This window comes from Thermogemmatispora sp., from assembly GCF_042408735.1.
Classification (GTDB): domain Bacteria; phylum Chloroflexota; class Ktedonobacteria; order Ktedonobacterales; family Ktedonobacteraceae; genus Thermogemmatispora.
In genome coordinates, this window is sequence record NZ_JBHOQV010000130.1 from 17,675 (window position 1) to 35,727 (window position 18,053).

At 61.3% G+C, this 18,053-nt stretch carries 12 protein-coding genes; 5 read left to right on the plus strand and 7 right to left on the minus strand.

Annotation, left to right across the window (positions count from 1 at the left end; all coding sequences use genetic code 11):
• Positions 1–479 precede the first annotated feature (479 nt).
• From ACFMO7_RS13030 to ACFMO7_RS13040, 3 genes are all read right to left on the minus strand, one after another.
• Positions 480–1,106, minus strand: coding sequence for a hypothetical protein (locus tag ACFMO7_RS13030; protein ID WP_376795917.1), 627 nt, complete (start codon positions 1,104–1,106; stop codon positions 480–482).
• Positions 1,107–1,242: 136 nt separating this feature from the next.
• Positions 1,243–2,232 carry a hypothetical protein gene (locus ACFMO7_RS13035; RefSeq protein ID WP_376795918.1) on the minus strand — a complete coding sequence of 330 codons (990 nt, stop codon included), beginning with the start codon at positions 2,230–2,232 and terminating at the stop codon, positions 1,243–1,245.
• A 492-nt stretch (positions 2,233–2,724) separates the two neighbouring features.
• Complete coding sequence (locus ACFMO7_RS13040; RefSeq protein ID WP_376795919.1) at positions 2,725–4,383, minus strand: L-lactate permease; 1,659 nt, start codon at positions 4,381–4,383, stop codon at positions 2,725–2,727.
• Positions 4,384–5,182: 799 nt separating this feature from the next.
• On the opposite strand from ACFMO7_RS13040, the gene secA reads away from it, so the two are divergent.
• The 3 genes from secA to aceB all read left to right on the plus strand — a co-directional run bounded on the left by secA (position 5,183) and on the right by aceB (position 11,995).
• Entirely contained in the window at positions 5,183–8,620 is a 3,438-nt protein-coding gene (gene secA / locus ACFMO7_RS13045; protein WP_376795920.1) for a preprotein translocase subunit SecA, read from the plus strand.
• 269 nt (positions 8,621–8,889) lie between these two features.
• The gene (gene aceA, locus ACFMO7_RS13050; protein ID WP_376795972.1) at positions 8,890–10,203 is read left to right on the plus strand and encodes an isocitrate lyase; all 1,314 of its coding nucleotides are present in this window, start codon (positions 8,890–8,892) and stop codon (positions 10,201–10,203) included.
• A 193-nt stretch (positions 10,204–10,396) separates the two neighbouring features.
• The gene (aceB, locus tag ACFMO7_RS13055) at positions 10,397–11,995 is read left to right on the plus strand and encodes a malate synthase A (protein WP_376795921.1); all 1,599 of its coding nucleotides are present in this window, start codon (positions 10,397–10,399) and stop codon (positions 11,993–11,995) included.
• A 115-nt stretch (positions 11,996–12,110) separates the two neighbouring features.
• On the opposite strand, the gene ACFMO7_RS13060 is transcribed toward aceB, so the two are convergent.
• The 3 genes from ACFMO7_RS13060 to thrS form a co-directional block, all read right to left on the minus strand.
• A complete protein-coding gene (locus ACFMO7_RS13060; RefSeq protein WP_376795922.1) occupies positions 12,111–12,638 on the minus strand; it encodes a GrpB family protein in 528 nt (175 codons plus the stop codon).
• Positions 12,635–13,312: a thymidylate kinase gene (locus tag ACFMO7_RS13065; RefSeq protein WP_376795923.1), complete on the minus strand. Its 678-nt coding sequence runs from the start codon at positions 13,310–13,312 to the stop codon at positions 12,635–12,637. The genes ACFMO7_RS13060 and ACFMO7_RS13065 overlap by 4 nt, the downstream gene beginning before the upstream one ends.
• Before the next feature lie 185 nt (positions 13,313–13,497).
• Entirely contained in the window at positions 13,498–15,297 is a 1,800-nt protein-coding gene (gene thrS, locus ACFMO7_RS13070) for a threonine--tRNA ligase (protein WP_376795924.1), read from the minus strand.
• A gap of 763 nt (positions 15,298–16,060) precedes the next feature.
• On the opposite strand from thrS, the gene ACFMO7_RS13075 reads away from it, so the two are divergent.
• Together ACFMO7_RS13075 and ACFMO7_RS13080 are read left to right on the plus strand one after the other, a co-directional pair.
• Positions 16,061–16,222 (plus strand): hypothetical protein, encoded by a 162-nt coding sequence (locus tag ACFMO7_RS13075; RefSeq protein ID WP_376795925.1) that lies wholly within the window; start codon positions 16,061–16,063, stop codon positions 16,220–16,222.
• A 271-nt stretch (positions 16,223–16,493) separates the two neighbouring features.
• On the plus strand, positions 16,494–16,736 hold the full coding sequence (locus tag ACFMO7_RS13080) for a hypothetical protein (RefSeq protein WP_376795926.1): 243 nt from the start codon (positions 16,494–16,496) through the stop codon (positions 16,734–16,736).
• A 54-nt stretch (positions 16,737–16,790) separates the two neighbouring features.
• Here ACFMO7_RS13080 and ACFMO7_RS13085 read toward each other — a convergent pair whose 3' ends face one another.
• Positions 16,791–17,666 carry a DMT family transporter gene (locus ACFMO7_RS13085; RefSeq protein WP_376795927.1) on the minus strand — a complete coding sequence of 292 codons (876 nt, stop codon included), beginning with the start codon at positions 17,664–17,666 and terminating at the stop codon, positions 16,791–16,793.
• Positions 17,667–18,053 lie beyond the last annotated feature (387 nt).

The following is an 18,053-nucleotide window of genomic DNA, read 5'->3' on the forward strand; positions in this document are numbered from 1 at the left end:
TGACTATGAACAAAGCAGGGCGGAAACAAGTCGGTTCCCGATGCCGAAAAGGGTACGTTCACAGCGATGGTCGGCCTCAAGGCCGCATGGCCGGGCGCCCCTTCGTCTTCGTAGATCCGAAAGGCGCATCACAGACCTGTTCCAATGGCGGGACTGGGCGCGAGAGGATCTGAGAAGGACGAAGGCATTCTCGCGGATGCGGGGGGAACTGGATTGGAATATGGCATCGGCAAAGGTCAGCAGAGGTCTGGGAGGCAAGCAGCTTTCGGTCGGGACGCGGCCAGGGTCGGCAACGACGTCGAAGCCTCCGGCTGGCTAGTAGCCGGAGCTACGTTCACGAACCCGGTCAGGACTCTGTAGCGAGCGCCAGCCACAAAGGCTAGAGCAGGCGCGAGAGCCAGGTGAGAGGGAGGGACTCCCCCACTCTCCCTGGCTCATCTTCGGCTCGCTGGCTGCCAGGCAACCCGACACACCCTCACTCAGCTTCCCAGGACAGCCAGCAGCATTGCCACCAACCCGATGATACGTAGGCCGTCGCCGATGTTATCGACCAGCAGAGAATCCACGAAGAAATACTTCTGGAAGATCATCAGATAGCCCAGGCCCAGGAAGAGGAAGGCCGTCCCCATCAGAAAAGCGAAGCGAGTCGGCTTCTTGAGCAGGGCCGTGGTATACAAATAGAAAATGCCCAGGCACAGAAGCGAGCGAGAGCCGCTTAGGGTCGCGCGGAGGCCAACATTCGGCAGATCGGGCAGGATCGGGGAGAGCAGGCCGATACAGAAGGCCGCCAGCGAGCAAATAATCTGCAGGCGCAGCAGGGCGTTTAGATACTCGTCCGAATTATTGAGCAGACTCAGCAAAATAAAGAGATAGGCGCAAGCCTGGCCCAGGTAAAGGAACCAGTCGGTATGGAGCGTCACGCTCGTCACCAGCATCGACAGCAAATCGGCCAGGCCAGTAAGCGCGATCATCCCCATCGAGATTCCCAACATCAGCAGGCGTGTGCTGCGCACCTGGGGATAGGCGACCGCCACGCGCAGGGTCACAAAGAGCGTAATTGCGATCAGAATAATTGCCAGCACGATGGGCATCCAACTGAAACCCACGTTTGCCTCCTTCCTAGCGAGCGAGAGCTAGAAGAAACCAGGAAATAGCCAGAACCAGAAAGAGTGCAGTCGGACCAGGCGAGGACCGTCTCTGCGCGGCAGCGGAGTGGGCGTCGCGATTGATTCGCCGGTCGACTCAAGGCTCGAAGAGCCGTTCAGCGCTAACAGGGCGCCCGTTGGGATCAACCAGTTCCACACGCCGCATTTTCACCAGGACCTGCAGGGCAGCCAGGACATCGGCCAGCTCCATCCCCGTGCTCTGGGCCAGCTCGGCGATGCTCTGGATCCCATCGATGGCGGCATGAAGGCGGCGGGCCCGCTTGTCGCCGATAGCTGCCGAGCGCGCGAAAGGATTCTCAGAAGTCAACAATTCGGCATCCTCCTTCCGCCGGGGAATCAGGGCTGTCAGAGGCACCGGCTGCGATTGGCGGCCTGGGCCTGGAGTGCGGGCAAAAGCTGGAGATCCTGCCATACCTGGCACCATCGTCGCCGGTCCCGGCCCAGGTCCAGGAGCGGCTGAGGTCCCCGTCGGCAGGGGGAGAAGCAGGCCGCGCTGAGTGGCCAGGCCGATGGTCTGGCGCAGCAAGGTCGTGATGGCCTGTTGCAGGTCAGCCTGGGGCGGGTAGCCCACGAAGAACAGATAGGTCAGGGCGAAAGGCAGCGGCTCCTGGGGTCCTGGAGTGGCAGGCGGAGGAGGGAGCAAGACAGGGCTGCTCATGAAACCGCCGAGACAGTAATGGCAGGCATACTGATGCAGCAAGCTCACCTGCGGCGGAGGAAAGAGGGCCTCAATAGCAAAGGTCTGAATGGGCCGCTGCTCAAAGGCGAAGCGCTGAGCGATCAGCAGCATCTGCTCATTATAGGTAATCTGCTCTGGCAGAGAGGGATCGCGGGGAAGCATCGTGCGCAGATGGAGCACGGACGTGCGGGCCGGTGTCAGGAGCGGTGTCCAAAACTCGATCAACTCCGTCTGAAAGTGCTCGATAAAGGCATAACAGAGCCACTGGAAGAGTTCATCGATTGTATACATAGCGGCAACAGCGCGCAAGAGGAGGTTCATCACCACAAACTGTTGCCTGCGCGCATCTGGAGAACCGGCTCTGCCTTGAGGGTACTGGCTGCTCATGAGCAAAAAAACCTCTGCGTTCAGGTGACGATCTAACCCAGTTAACCAGCTCCGGCGGTTGTAGCTAGCTGCTTCCGCCTCTTCTTCATAACGTCAGGGAAGGGGAGAATTTGCTCTTTGGACCAACTCTATGCTCTGAAGAAAGCGGCTGCCAGCCTTTGGGCGGTGGGTGCGGCGGGACCCCGTTGCTCGCACAAGGCCCAAAACTGCCAGCTTACCATAGCAGGTAGCTACATATAGTGTCAATAAAAATCGTATTAAAGTCAAGTTGAGATATTGACACATTCTGGTCAACAATTGGTTATCAGCCGATCGGTGCTCGGGGAGTGGGCCTCGTCCTGGAACTCTCCCTGAGAGCTGAGAGTAGGGGTAGGAGGAGGAACAGAAAGCGGGGGACGTGAGCACACCCCTTGAAGAAAGACAGGTGCGGGCACGTCCCTCCGCGCAGCCAGCCGCTCGACCTGGATTGTGAGTTGAAGAAAGCGGGAAAGCCTACTGGGGAATGATGCCAGGCACCAGGTACTGCTGAGCCATGACGATCGCTCCCAGGAGGCAGGCCAGAATAATGCTGTGCCAGAACGTTCGGCGCACTACCAGGCCCTCCTTGCCTGTCAGGCCGATGGTCGAAGCGCCCGTCGTCAGATTCTGGGGGGAAATCATCTTTGACATCACCGCCCCGCTGGAGTTTGTGGCCGCCATCAGGATCGGACTCAGCTTTAATTGCTGCGCCGCCACCACCTGCAGATTGCCAAAGAGCGCGTTCGATGACGTATCGCTCCCGCTGAGGAAGCAGGCGATCCAGCCCAGGAAGACGGAGAAGAAGGGGAAGACCACGCCCAGCGAGGAAATGGCCAGGCCGATGGTGTAGGACATCCCCGAGTAGTTAAAGAGATAGGCCAGGCCCACGATGAACATCACCGTGAGGATGGCGTAGCGCAACTGGCGCCAGGTATCGGCCAGGGCCTGCCAGAGAATCGCGGGGCGAGCCCCGGAGGCGATCATGACCGCTGCCGTCAGCAACATGGCCAGCAGAATGGCTGTGCCCGTACCCAGTGGCTGGAAGGTGTAGATGGCGGCGTAGGGCTTCTTATAGAGCGTCAGATAGATGGCATTGTGCAGATTGGGCCAGGCCACATTCACCTGACCGATCTTGGCCACGCCGGCGAAGGTCCAGATAATCACCACGGCGCTTACCAGCAGCCAGGGCAGCCAGGCCAGCAGCGTCTGTCCCAGCGTTGGGCGCTCGGCGTCAGCCTGGCTGGCCGTCTCGCTCCCAGTGCTGCTACCGGCGTTGGGGTTGGCACTGGCGAAGGCCGCCATATACTCCGCCGTATCGCGGGGCCGCCAGACCTGGACGAAGAGGATCACGCAGAGCAGCGAGACCAGGGAGGCCAGCACATCCGGCAGCTCCGGGCCAATAAAATTCGAGACGGCAAACTGTGTCAGGGCGAACGAGAGGCCGGCCACCAGGGCCGCCGGCCAGCAGGTGCGCAGGCTACGCACGCCAGCGTAGACCACCAGGGCATAAAACGGCAACAGGAGACTGAAGATAGGGAGCTGGCGTCCCACCATCGCCGAGAGCGCCAGCGTCGGCAGATTCGTCACTCCGTGCAGGGTCGTAATCGGCACTCCCAGCGCCCCGAAAGCCACCGGCGTGGTATTGAAAATCAGCGTCATCACAATGGCGTCCAGCGGTTCAAAGCCAAGGCCGATCAGGAGCGCGCTACAGATCGCCACCGGAGTTCCGAAACCCGAGATGCCTTCCATCAGCGCCCCAAAGCTAAAGCCGATGATCAGCAGCAAGATGCGGCGGTCCGCCGGCACATTATGAACCATCCAGCGGCGAAATAGCTCGAATTTCCCCGAGCGCACCGCCACGTTGTAGAGCCACATAGCGTTCCAGACAATCCACATGACGGGCCAGAGGGCAAAGGTCATGCCGTTGATGGTGGAGCTGGCCGCCAACTGGAAGGGCATCTGCCAGACGAAGACGGCAATGAGCAGGCCAACGATCAGCCCGGCCAGGGCCGAGAGCCAGGCTGGCAGGCGAATCACGCCCAGCAGGATCAAGACGACGGCGATGGGGATGATCCCTACAAGAAAGGAGAGCAAGAGGTTATTAGCAACGGGAGTCAGTAACTGGTGAAACATCGCTGTTTGCTCCTTGCGTCCAGACTACGGTATCCTGGTTGCGCCCTCCTGACTGCACTGGGCTGACAACGTGGCGTTCGCCTCAGCGCGAACGCTGGCTCGCTGGAGGGAGCGGTCAGGAACAGAGAGGGCGCGCCTCACGTTGCTCAAGGAAGCCGGGTAGCGACCTTGCTTGTGGCCAGAGCGACGGCGAGCGTGAGCAGTGTTGTAGCATGAGTAGCCAGCGTACTGGCCGGGCCATCGCCTCCTTTCGTTGGGGGCTTCGCCGCCTTGTCGCAGCTCACCAGGGAGCGGGGCCAGAGCGGCGCGCCAGCTACTGGAGATGTCTTTGGGGTAAGCCTGGCAGACAACGGGAGGAGGAAGCTACAGGGGCAGGTGCTAACAGCCAGCCGGGCTAATGCCGGTTAGCCAGCCAGGAACCGGAAAGCCATCAGTGGCCCGTCTGAGAGGATTGCCGGTCAGCCGCCTGGCACTTCTCCTGGAACTGCTGAAGCCGCTTTATCCTTAAACAAAGCGCGGAGCGGCTGAGCTTTACAAGAGAGCTGAGAGCGGCTCACTCTGGCTGTTCCTCCCCTCCCTGTCATAAAGCCTGATTACTATAAAGTGTGGCATTACATGCCTTCAACTGTCAAGGTGTGCCGTGCTGTCCGCTCTCGTCGTCTGAGGGAGACGGGGTGTGATATAATGAATGAGAACACGGGCCGATCAACTGGCGTCATCGCCCCAAGAAGGCACTCACCAGCAACCAGCCAGGGATGCGGACGACCATGCCAGCCGGGCTGCAGGAGAAGAGAGCGACATGCAACTGCTAACCAAGATTCTGGGAGATCCCAATCAGCGCGAACTGAAACGCATCCAGCCCATCATCGATCGCATCAACGCGCTTGAACCTGAGATTCAGAAGCTGAGCGACGAAGAACTAGCCTCCAAAACAGCGGAATTTCGTGAGCAGCTCGCCCTTCACCTTAAGGGGGGAAGAGTCCTGGAGGAAGAGCTACTCAAGCTCTTCCGTGAGGCGGTGACCAGCGTTGATCGTCTGGCCGAGCGCTGCAGCGACGAGCAACTGCGGGCGGCCATCAGCGACTACCGCCAGAAGCTTGACCGGCGGCGAGACCAGGAGGAGGTCCTGCGCGACCGACTGGCTGACATCCTGGATGAGCTGTTTGCTGTTGGCTACGAGCAGCTCAATCCCACCCTCAACGCCCTGCGTGTCGAAGCCGTTATGGACCTGGTTGAGGAGCGCCAGGTCTGGCCTGAGGAGGCGCCCAACCCTGAAGAAGCCATCATGGGTCTGCTCCAGGAAGTGGAGCCGGATCTGGCGCAGCTCGGTCAGCAAGAGCGCCGGCGCGCCTTTGCCAAAGCCTGGGCCCTCTTCGAGGACGAGCGCCGCCAGGCCTCTAATCCCGATGAAGAGGCCGACGAGCGTCTAGAGCGGCTCCTGAGCCGCATTCTCACCCATCTGCAGCCGGAGCTGGTTGCCTACAAAGCCGAGGCCATGCAGGCTTTGAGCGAGGATATGGCCCGGCGCTACCGCCAGAAAGGCAAGACCCTGGACGACCTCCTGCCAGAGGCCTTTGCCGTTGTCCGCGAAGTGGCGCGGCGGGTCCTCAACATGCGCCATTTCGACGTTCAGCTCATCGGTGGTGTGGTGCTCCACCAGGGCAAGATCGCCGAGATGAAGACTGGCGAAGGCAAGACCCTGGTAGCCACCCTGCCCGTCTACCTGAACGCCCTCACCGGCAAAGGCGTCCACGTCGTGACCGTCAACGACTACCTGGCGCGCCGTGACGCCGAGTGGATGGGGAAGATCTACCGTTTCCTGGGCATGAGCGTGGGAGTCATCGTCAACGCCGTTGAGCCGCAGAGTCCCGAGCGGCGGGCCGCTTATGCTGCCGACATCACCTATGGCACCAACAACGAATTCGGCTTTGACTACCTGCGCGACAACATGGTCACCGACCTCAGCCAGATGGTTCAGCGCGAGCTGAACTATGCCATCGTCGATGAGGTCGACAACATCCTGATCGATGAGGCGCGCACACCGCTCATCATCTCCGGTCCCGGCCCTGAGTCGACCGATCTCTACGTCAAATTTGCGCGCCTGGTCCCGCGGCTCAAGCCCGAAGTCGACTATACCGTCGACGAGAAGTCGCGCACGGTCATGCTGACCGATGAGGGCATCGAAAAGATGGAGCGCATGCTCGGCACGCAGAACCTCTATGCCGAGGAGCACCTTGACCTGACGCGCTACATGGAGAATGCCCTCAAGGCTCACGTCCTCTTTAAGCGTGATCGAGACTACATCGTCAAGGATGGTCAGGTCATCATCGTCGACGAATTCACCGGGCGCCTGCTGCCGGGTCGGCGCTACAGCGAAGGGCTACACCAGGCCATCGAAGCCAAGGAAGGGGTCCAGGTCCAGCGCGAGAACCACACCTACGCCACCATCACCTTCCAGAACTACTTCCGCCTCTACCGCAAGCTGGCCGGCATGACCGGTACGGCCATTACCGAGGCGGAGGAGTTTCACAAGATCTACAAACTGGATGTGGTCGTCATTCCGCCCAACAAGCCGATGATTCGCCAGGACCTGCCGGACCTCATCTATCGCACCGAGGAAGCCAAGTGGCGAGCGGTGGTCAGGGATATCAAAGAATGCTATGAGCGTGGGCAGCCGGTGCTGGTAGGCACCACCTCGGTCGAGAAATCTGAGCATCTCTCGCACCTGCTCTCGCTCGAAGGCATTCCTCACAACGTCCTGAATGCCAAGCACCACGAGCGCGAGGCTCAGATCATTGCCCAGGCCGGGCGGAGCGGGGCCGTGACCATCGCCACCAACATGGCCGGGCGCGGCACCGATATTCTCCTGGGCGGCAATCCGGCCAGCTACTTCGACGTTGTCCTGCGCAAGCATGCCGAGAAGGTCAGCTACATCCGCGAAATGCCCGAGAATACCCCGGAGGAGCGCGAAGAGAAAGAAGAGGCCATCCGACAGTATATCGAGGGCATGACCGAGGAAGAGAAAGACGAGATTCTCCAGGACCTGATCCGCCAGTGCGAAGAGGACCACCGGCGGGTGGTAGAGCTGGGGGGCCTGCACGTCATCGGCACCGAGCGGCACGAGTCGCGGCGCATCGACAACCAGCTCCGTGGCCGCGCCGGACGCCAGGGCGATCCCGGCTCCTCGCGCTTCTATCTCTCGCTGGAGGATGATCTCCTGCGCCGCTTCGGGGCCGACCGCGCCTCAAAGTTCATGGAGATTGCCGGCATGGACGAGGACATGGCCCTGGAAAGTGGCCTCGTCACGCGCTTCATCGAACAGACCCAGGCGCGCGTCGAAGGTTACAACTTCGACATCCGCAAGCACGTCGTCGAATACGACGACGTCATTGCCAAACAGCGCGAAGTCATCTATGCCGACCGGCGGGCCGTCCTGGAACGGGCCGACATGCACGAGCGCGTGCTGGAGATGATCCGCAACGAGATCGCCGCTCTCGTTGAGCGCTGTATACCCGGGCATGCCATCAACGATGAAGGCGAGCTGGAGCTGCTCTTCACTCAGATCGAGCGCTGGGTCCATGTGCCCGAGGACTTCCTGCCGGAGAACCTGCATGCTCTGCGCAAAGACGAGCTGAAAGAGCGCCTGAGCGAGCTGGTCATCGAGCACTACGAGGCCCAGGGGCGCCGCCTCGATGAGCTGGCGGCAGAGCATCCAGGCCAGGGTCTGCCTGGCCTGCGCGATCTGGAACGCGCCATCACCCTCCAGGTCGTCGATCGTCTCTGGATGGATCACATCGATGCCCTCGACGTCATGCGCTCCGGCATCCAGTTCCGCGCCGTTGGCCAGCGCGACCCGCTGACAGAGTTCAAGAACGAAGCCTACCGCATGTTTGAGGAGCTGAAGCGCGCTATCCAGCACTACATCGTCGACGAGCTGCTCAAGATGTTGCGCGGCGAAATCACTGTGACCGTGCAGCGCCCGCAGCCGAAGCCGCGCCAGTTGCCGCGCAACCTGCGCACCAACGTCGATGAGATCGCACGCCTCAGCGGCCAGGCCAAGAGCGACAGCAACGGATCCCGCCCGCGCAGCGGCGGCGGACGACGTCCGGCCCGTGGTGCTACAGCCGTCGCCAGCGCGCCCGCCGCGCAGCCAGCGGGGCCACCGCGCAAGATCGGGCGCAACGACCTCTGCTACTGTGGCAGCGGCAAGAAGTACAAGAAATGCCACGGCGCCTAGACGACGCCGCCACTCAGGCCCCGATGGGGAGCCGGTTCAACCCCCCTGCGCAAAGCGAGGGCGGACCGGCTCCCCGTCTTTTGCTCTCCTATGTATAAGCCTTTGGTTATCGAAAGGCTCACCAGCTTTTAACTTATTTCGTAGCAACTTCGCCTGTTCGTGTGTTATCCTTGTTATGGAGCGAGCAGGCCCCCTAGATCTATAGGTCAAAACTTATCGAAGCGCTTCTGGAGAGAGGAGCAGAGATCATAATGAGCAGTCAATATACTATGAATGGCAATGGGGCACATGGAAAGCGGCAGACGCCATACAGTGGGCCTAGCGCCGAAGAGCTGGAGCGTGCCTGGCGCGAAGACCCGCGCTGGCAGGGCATCAAGCGGCCCTATAGCGGCCAGGACGTCGTGCGTCTGCGCGGCTCCATTCAGATAGAGCATACCCTGGCGCGTATGGGAGCCGAACGGCTTTGGGAGCTGCTCCACAGCGAGCCATACGTGGCGGCTCTCGGCGCTCTGACGGGCAACCAGGCAGTGCAGCAAGTCAAAGCTGGTCTCAAAGCCATCTATCTGAGCGGCTGGCAGGTAGCGGCCGATGCCAATCTGGCGGGGCAGATGTATCCCGACCAGAGTCTCTATCCCTCCAACAGCGTGCCGCACGTTGTCAAGCGCATCAACCAGGCGTTGCAGCGAGCTGACCAGATCCAGCAGGCCGAAGGGAAAGGAGACACCTACTGGTTTGCCCCGATCGTGGCCGATGGAGAGGCGGGCTTTGGCGGGCCGCTCAACGTCTTTGAGCTAACCAAAGCCATGATCGAGGCTGGGGCGGCGGGCGTGCACTTCGAGGACCAGCTTGCCTCCGAGAAGAAATGTGGCCACCTGGGCGGCAAGGTTCTGATCCCCACGCGCCTGGCCATTCGCAACCTGATCGCTGCTCGTTTAGCGGCGGACGTCATGGGGGTGCCGACCATACTGATTGCGCGCACCGACGCCAACGCGGCCACCCTGATCACCAGCGACGTCGATCCCGCCGATCATCCCTTCCTTACCGGTGAGCGCACCCCCGAGGGCTACTTCCGCACGCGCCCGGGGCTGGAGTCGGCCATTGCCCGTGGGCTGGCCTATGCCCCCTATGCCGATCTGATCTGGTGCGAGACCTCCGAGCCGAATCTGGACGAGGCGCGGCGCTTTGCCGAAGCCATTCACGAGCGCTATCCCGGCAAGCTGCTGGCCTACAACTGCTCGCCTTCGTTCAACTGGAAAAAGAAGCTGGATGCCCAGACCATTGCCACCTTCCAGGAGGAGCTGGGCAAGATGGGCTACAAATTCCAGTTTGTGACCCTGGCCGGCTTCCATGCCCTCAATCAGAGCATGTTCAAACTGGCCCTGGGCTATCGTCAGCGCGGCATGGCGGCCTATGCCGACCTGCAAGAAGAAGAGTTTGCTCTGGAGCGCGAGGGCTACACCGCCACGCGCCATCAGCGCGAAGTGGGCACCGGCTACTTTGACGAGGTGGCGATGGTCATCTCCGGCGGTCAGGCTTCGACCGTGGCCCTGGCCGGTTCGACCGAGGCAGAACAATTTCACTGATTATCCTTCCATCCATCCATCTTCTGGTCACTCCTGACGGGTAGCGGCGATACGCCGACGCGCTTGAGCGTGCCTGCTCCGATGTCGTACAATGGGGGGGAAAACGACGGAGGCTGGTGGGCGCGTTCAGGCGCGTCAGGCGTATCAGGCGTGCCCCCATTTGTTTGTCAGGCAGAAAGGCGAAGCGAAGCAGATGACGAAGCAGAGCTATCCAGACGGGCTTGAGATCAAAGCACCGGTTCCGCCCGAATACGCAGAGATTCTGACGCCAGAGGCATTGCACTTTGTGGTGACGCTGGTGCGCGAATTCGGGGGGCGTCGCGAGGAGCTGCTGCGCAAGCGTGTCGAGCGGCAGGCGGAGATCGATGCCGGCCGGCTCCCCGACTTCCTGCCAGAGACGGCCCACATTCGTGAAGGCGACTGGACGATCAATCCCGTCCCTGCCGACCTGCAAGACCGGCGCGTGGAGATCACCGGTCCCGCTGAGCGCAAGATGATCATCAACGCTCTCAACTCGGGGGCCAGGGTCTACATGGCCGACTTTGAGGATGCCCTCAGCCCGACCTGGGCGAACCTGGTCCAGGGGCAGATCAACCTGCGCGATGCCGTCCGACGCACCATCAGCTATGTCAGCCCTGAGGGCAAGCACTACCGCCTCAACGAGCAGACCGCCACCCTGGTGGTGCGTCCCCGCGGCTGGCACCTGCCGGAGAAGCATGTCCTGCTCGATGGCAAGCCCATTTCCGGCAGCCTCTTCGACTTTGGACTCTATTTCTTCCACAACGCGCGCGCCTTGCTGGAGCGTGGCACTGGCCCCTACTTCTACCTGCCAAAGCTGGAGAGCCACCTCGAGGCGCGCCTGTGGAACGATGTTTTCCTGCTCGCCCAGGAGCAGCTTGGCATTCCGCGCGGCACCATCAAGGCCACAGTGCTGATCGAGACGATCCTGGCGGCCTTCGAAATGGATGAGATCCTCTACGAGCTGCGTGAGCACTCGGCGGGCCTCAACTGCGGACGCTGGGACTATATCTTCAGCGCTATCAAGAAGTTCCGCAACCACGAGCAGTTCCTCTACCCCGATCGGGCCCAGGTCACGATGACCACGCCCTTTATGCGGGCCTATACCCTGCTCACTATCAAAACCTGTCATCGCCGCAATGCCCATGCCATTGGCGGCATGGCGGCCCAAATCCCCATCAAGAATAATCCGGCGGCCAACGAAGAGGCTATGGAGCGCGTGCGCGCCGATAAGCGGCGTGAGGCGACCGACGGGCACGATGGTACCTGGGTAGCGCACCCCGGACTGGTGCAGGTGGCGCAAGAGGAATTCGATCGCGTCATGCCCCAGCCGAACCAGATCGATCGCAAGCGCGAGGATGTCCAGGTGACGGCCGCGGATCTGCTGCGCGTGCCCGAGGGGACCATCACCGAGGGCGGCCTGCGCACCAACATTAGTGTAGGCACGCAGTATCTGGAAGCCTGGCTTGGTGGCCTGGGGTGTGTCCCGATCTACAACCTGATGGAAGATGCCGCCACGGTCGAAATCTCCCGCTCCCAGATCTGGCAATGGGTCCATCACCCGCGCGGCGTTTTGGAGGATGGACGCAAGGTCACCCTGGATCTGGTACGGCAGTTGGCCCGCGAGGAGCTGGAGAAGATCAAGGCGGCCATTGGCGAGCAGACCTATCAGGCGCGCCGCTACGAACAGGCTTATGGCCTGCTCGATCGCATTATCGCCAACCGCGAGTTTACCGAGTTTCTGACGCTGCCGGCGTACGAGCTCATCGATTGATGAGCCTGCCGATAGATGCGGGGGGAGGGAGAAGATCCCTCCTCTCGCTCGATTTTTGGGGATGAACGCAACCCTTTCTGGCCTTTGCCTGGGATTCGGCGACTGGCGCTGCTGGTCACCCGTGCGCTGACCAGTGAGCGGCCTCGGCCTCCACACGCCTGATAAAAGCCGTCTTGGCCTCAGTGTAGGCGGCGACATCCTCTGGGAAGCGCACGGCCAGCTCCCGCTTCAGGCGAGCATACTCCTGGGCTGTAGCTGGATGGGAGCGCAAGTAATCGCGGAAGAGGAGGTGGCGCCGCCAAAAAGGGCTGTCGTACTCCACCAGGTGCAGATGGTGGGTCTCTTGCTCGCCGCGAAGCTTACGAAAGTAGCGCCGCTCCGGAATGAAGCGCTCAACCTCCGGCTGGTAGGCGTAGCCGAGCGTGTGCAGCGGCTCGATGCAGTGAGCGGCCTGCGACAGAGCGCCCACGGCCACCATAATGTCGATAATCGGCTTGGCCGCCAGACCGGGCACCGAAGTGCTGCCAATGTGCTCGATAGCCACCAACCAGGGACTGAGGGCCTCCGCGAGACGTTGGCGCTCGGCGGCGTACTCCAGTGGCCAGCCTGGATCGTAATCGACCAGAATAACGCGGCGACTCATGATGAGCGATACCTTTCCAGGAGCGACCAAACTCGGCTCTGGATCTCCTCGCGCGGGCACAAACGTCCCTGCTCATCGACGCAAGAAATGGTCTCCCAGGGGCTGTCGACCTGAGAGCTGGCCAGCTCTTCATAGACCTCGGCGCAGCGTGCCAGGTAGCTGGCATCCTCCTCATGAATGTCACGTCCACCGCTGGCACTCTGCTGCTGCGCGCGCTCCGCGAGTAGCCTGCTGGCGACCGCCGGTGGCAGTCTCAGGTAAAGCGTTAGGGTTGGGCGCGGCAGCCCGAAGACCTCGTACTCCAGGTGAGCCAGCCAGGTCAGGAACATCTCGCGCTCTCTGCCAGCGAGGCGTGCGCCCTGGTGAGCCAGGTTCGAAGCCACGTAGCGATCGAGCAGGAGGAGGTCGCTTTCCGTCGCCAGGTGAGAAAGCAACTCCAGACTTTCCAACCGATCGCCGGCAAAAAGCAAGGCGGCTGAGCGCGCTGGCACCGCCGTCAGAGGACCAAACTCGCCGCGCAGATAAGCGGCCACACAGCGCCCAAAGACCGTCTCAGTGTAGCGAGGGAACGAGAGGCTGGCCACCCGCAGCCCCTGGCGACGCGCCCGCTCCTCCAGCAGGCGCAGTTGCGTTGTCTTACCCGCCCCGTCGATTCCCTCAAAGGCTACTAACATCAAGCGACCCACTCCTTTCCCGCTATTCTGCCGCTCCGCTCTGTGACTGACCAGCAACAGCCGGCTGGCCGGCCGGGCGGGCTGACCCAGGTCCAGACCAGGAGCCAGGCCCAGGGCGCGGTTCCCCGGTTCTGGCTGGCGGGCTGGTCCGGACCCAGGCAGCGTATCAGTTGCGCCAGTCATCCCTAGAGATCGCGGCTACGCGTGCGGATAATCTTCGTGATATGGGCCACAAAGTCGGCCAGCGGCATGGCACCGCGATTCTCATTCGTGCGCAGGCGCACAGCCACGCTTTCGCTAGCCGCCTCCTTGTCGCCGACCACAAGCATATAGGGAATCTTCTGGAGCTGAGCATCGCGGATCTTGGCGTTCATGCGCTCGTTGCGAGCATCAAGCTCGGCGCGCACGCCCACCTCCTTAAGGGCGGCAAGAACCTTGCTGGCGTACTCCAGATGGCGGTCGGCGATGGGAATGACCACCGCCTGCACGGGCGAGAGCCAGACCGGGAAAGCGCCGGCGAAGTGCTCGATGAGCATGGCCATAAAGCGCTCCGTCGAACCCGTGACGGCGCGATGAATGATCACCGGACGGTGCGGCTGGCCGTCCTCGCCGATATACTCCAGCTCGAAGTTCTCCGGCTGCACAAAATCAAGCTGGATCGTCGCGCATTGCCACTCGCGCCCCAGAGCATCGCGCACCATAAAGTCCATCTTTGGACCATAGAAAGCGGCCTCGCCGATCCCCTCGCGATAGGCGATGCCACGGTGCTCCAGAGCGGCCCGCAGCGAACTTTCCGCCAGCTCCCAGACCTCGTCGCTGCCGACATAGTCCTCTTTCTTCTGCGGATCGCGCAGAGAGAGACGAATCCAGTAGTCGTTGAGACCGTAGGTATTGAAGACCTCCAGCGTCAGATCGACGGCGCGGTCGAACTCCTCCTGAATCTGGTCAGGGCGCAGAAAGACATGCGCATCGTCCTGCGTCAGGCTGCGCACGCGGGCCAGGCCCGTCAGCACGCCGGGCTTCTCATAGCGATAGAGCGTCGCGAACTCGGCGTAGCGGATCGGCAGCTCACGATAGCTGTGCAACTGCGACTTATAGAGCAGGATGTGATGAGGACAGTTCATCGGCTTCAGCACATAGGCGTCATCCTCTGAATGCTCATCTTCGCTCTGCATCATCGGAAACATCGTGTCGCGATACGTATACCAGTGTTTGGAGATCTTATAGAGGCGCACCTTCCCTAGATGGCCCGTCCAGACATGCTGATATCCGTAACGCTCCTGCGCCTCGCGCACATAGGACTCCATCAGGTGGCGCAGCATCTCGCCGTAGGGCAAGAAGAGCGGCACCCCGGCGGGGACATCCTCGCTCATCATGAAGAGCTTCAGCTCGCGACCGAGCTTGCGATGATCGCGCTTCTGAGCCTCTTCGAGGCGCCAGAGGTACTGATCGAGTTCCTCCTGCGTGAACCAGGCCGTGCCGTAGAGACGCTGGAGCATAGGACGATGCTCATCGCCGCGCCAGTAGGCCCCGGCGACCCGCATCAGCTTGAAAGGCCCGATCTGGCCCGTGTGCTCCACGTGAGGGCCGCGGCAGAGGTCGAGGAAGTTCCCCTGCTTATAGATCCCGACCTCCTCGTCGGGGAGGTTCTCGATAATCTCGACCTTATAGACCTGGCCCTTATTGCGGAAGTACTCCAGGGCCTTCTCGCGAGGCCAGCGCTCGTGAATAAAGGGGTGCCTGGCCTCGATGATGCGGCGCATGCGGCGCTCAATCTCGGGAAAATCTTCGGGCGTGAGCGGGCGCGGCAGCTCAAAGTCGTAGTAGAAGCCGTCCTCGATAGCCGGCCCGATGGCAAAACGAGCCTCGGGGAACAGCTCCTGTACGGCCTCGGCCATGACGTGGGCCGCCGAATGGCGCATGCGCTGGAGCGGCGTATAATTGACCGTTTCTTGAATTTCGGCTTCCACCGATTCTGCGCACATAACTGACATTCCCTTTCTTGTTACTACTGAAGGACAACAGACTCTTGTTACTACTACTGAAGGACGACAGACCGGATATGGCCCTGAGTTTGGGCCTACCAACAAAAATGCCTTTCGCCCCACAGGGACGAAAGGCAAAAGATGCTTTCGTGGTTCCACCCATCTTCCGCAGGTCGCTTGCGTCCAACCTTTCTGGCTTTCGGTATCCACAAGCAAGCGGTTTGTGGTCTCTGGCGGACAACAAGCAGGGAGCAGATACACAAGCATGCGCGCTTGTAATATACATGCCCGTAATGACCTGCGCTCGTGCGACCGCTAACGGGGTCGAAGCGTGTACCTTACTGGCTCGGTACAGGCTGGCGAGGGGTATCCCAAAACCCACAGTGCTCCTCTCGCTGGGTCGGCCTGCTCTTGTCTTCTAACCGGCTCGATGGTCCACCGCCTGGCTCGCTGGCGAGCAGAACGACCAGAAACGACGAGAGGAGGAGGTGAGTCTCCTTTGGGCAGGCACGCTTGCAGCCGCTGGCGTTGCCTCTCTGGGTACCCTACGGAGGGGACATGTCTCGCGTGATCGCCGCTGTTGGTGATGTTCTCTTGTCTTTGGTGGTGTTGACGGTGTTCTGCTATCGTTGCAGTTCGTAACACTCGGGTCAGGAGAAGCATAACATATCTGTTGTCCGCTGTCAAGGGTGGATGTCAGAGCGCAGGGCTGGACCCCTCTACCCGGTCGCCAGCGTGAGTATTCCTCTGCGCTGCGCCCCTCATGCCCTACCAGCGTGATTTGCCTGGCCGGAAGAAGGTACGCGAGTTCCACCTCAACGTCTTGAAACGCTGGGACAGGCCGGCGGAAGAGCTGCTGCGCTCGGGCCGTCGTGGCACGCCGCCCCTATTGCCGTTGACGCGCGCGGGCTACGTCGCGAGCTGATTGTGGAGATGCAGCGGCGTCCAGGGGGATCAGGGTGCTATGCTTGGCTGACTATCGGCTTTTTAAGCGCTGCCCTGGCCTGCCCTGGTCTGGGCCGAGGCTCCTGATAACGAGCGTCTGTGGCTAAAGGAGCAGTTCGCTATGCTGACAGGTTGCTTTCAGGAGCTGAAACAAACAGACATTGACCAGATGATTCTGGCCGAGGGTTGTAGAGGAGAGAGAGAAGGGGCGCCGGAAGGAGCGCATAGAACGGCTCAATGAGCTGCGGCCCATGCTGGTAGTCCTGGTCTGTGCCCGCTTCCCTGAGCTGAGCGAGCTGGCCAGAAAGGTTGCTGCCTCCATCAGCGACCCTGTCCTCTTACCCGACCTGGTGATGAGCGTCGACCTGACTTGGGAGAGCCTCGCCCTGCGCCGACAGCTCCTGGAGCAGGCCGATGGGCGTCACCAGTCCCTCGATGCTAGGCGTGATCAAGGCGATCAGTCGGAGCGATACGGTAGCTTCCAGCTCTCTTGACGTGACTGCCCCTCTGCCGCGCTGCCGGCGACGGAGCGGGGGGAAGCTCCCTGGTTAGGCGGAGCGGCGCCAGCCCTTCAGCAGCGCGGCCAGGCGCACCTCGCCCATCACCATTCCCAAACAGATGCAGGCGCCGCCCACCCAGGCCAGGCCGCTTAAGGTTTGTCCTGCCAGCGTTCCAAAGATCCCCGCCCACACTGGTTCACAGGCGTAGATCAGCGCCGCATGTGTGCTGCTGATATGCTGCTGGGCCCAATTCATCGCTCCCATGCAGAAGCCGATATCTATCACCCCCATAAAAAGGACTGCCCCCCAGATCGGGAAGCTGGCCGGTAGCAACAGCCCCTCATGGGTGAACACAGCCGTCGTAAGGCTCAGCAGCGAGGTGGTAGCCAACTGGACGACTGCCAGGTTGAGCGCCTCGGCTCCCACCACAAACTTGCTAATGCAGACGATATGCAGGGCGAAAGCGACAGCGCAGCCCAGAATCAGCGCTTCCCCGAGACCGAAACTCAGGTTGAAGTCCTTGTTCACCGAGAGCAGTGTCAGGCCCAGCAGCGAAAAGACGAAGCCAAGCCCTGCCTCTAACGAAGGGCGCTGGCGCAGTAGCAGGACGGAGAAGAGAGGTACCAGAGGAATGTAAAGGCCCGTAATAAAGCCAGCCTTGCTCGTGATAGTATACTGCAGCCCCAGGGTCTGCAGCGCGTAGCCGCTGAAGAGCAGCAGACCGAGCACTATCCCGCTACGCAGCTCTGCTCCCGTCAGATGGCGTAAGCGCCGGCGAAAGAGCAAGGCCAGCGTCAGGGCACCGATGCCGAAGTTGTAGCCGAGATAGGTAAAGAGGCCGACGAAATGGATAGCATACTTCGTTACCAGGAACGTACTTCCCCAAACCATCGTCACCACCAGAAGCAACCCATCGATGCGCAAGCGCCACCAGAGTCCTCTGGAGGGTAGCGATGGCGTGGAGAGAGAGGAGAGCACTTCCGCAGACTGTTCTTGACGATCTGTGAGCTTCTCTTGTGGGGTCATTGTTGTGAGACAGGCCCTTTCCAGGGAGACATCAGCCTAAAGGGATGGTTCCCGCCGTCGTTCGTCGCCTGGCCACTGGCCCGCGGTTCCTGCAGTTGGTTCTTGCCTGGCTTCCCCCCAGCCCGATAATGGCGAGCCGGGCCAGGCACAGCCCTGTCGGCAGGAGAGCTGTCGGAGCGAAAAGACAGGTTGCCGCCTGACCAGGCAACCAGCCATCAGTCTAGCACAAAAACCCCTACCCCGTCAGCCTGTGCGTGACGTAACGTAAGGCCAAGAGGCAGGGGC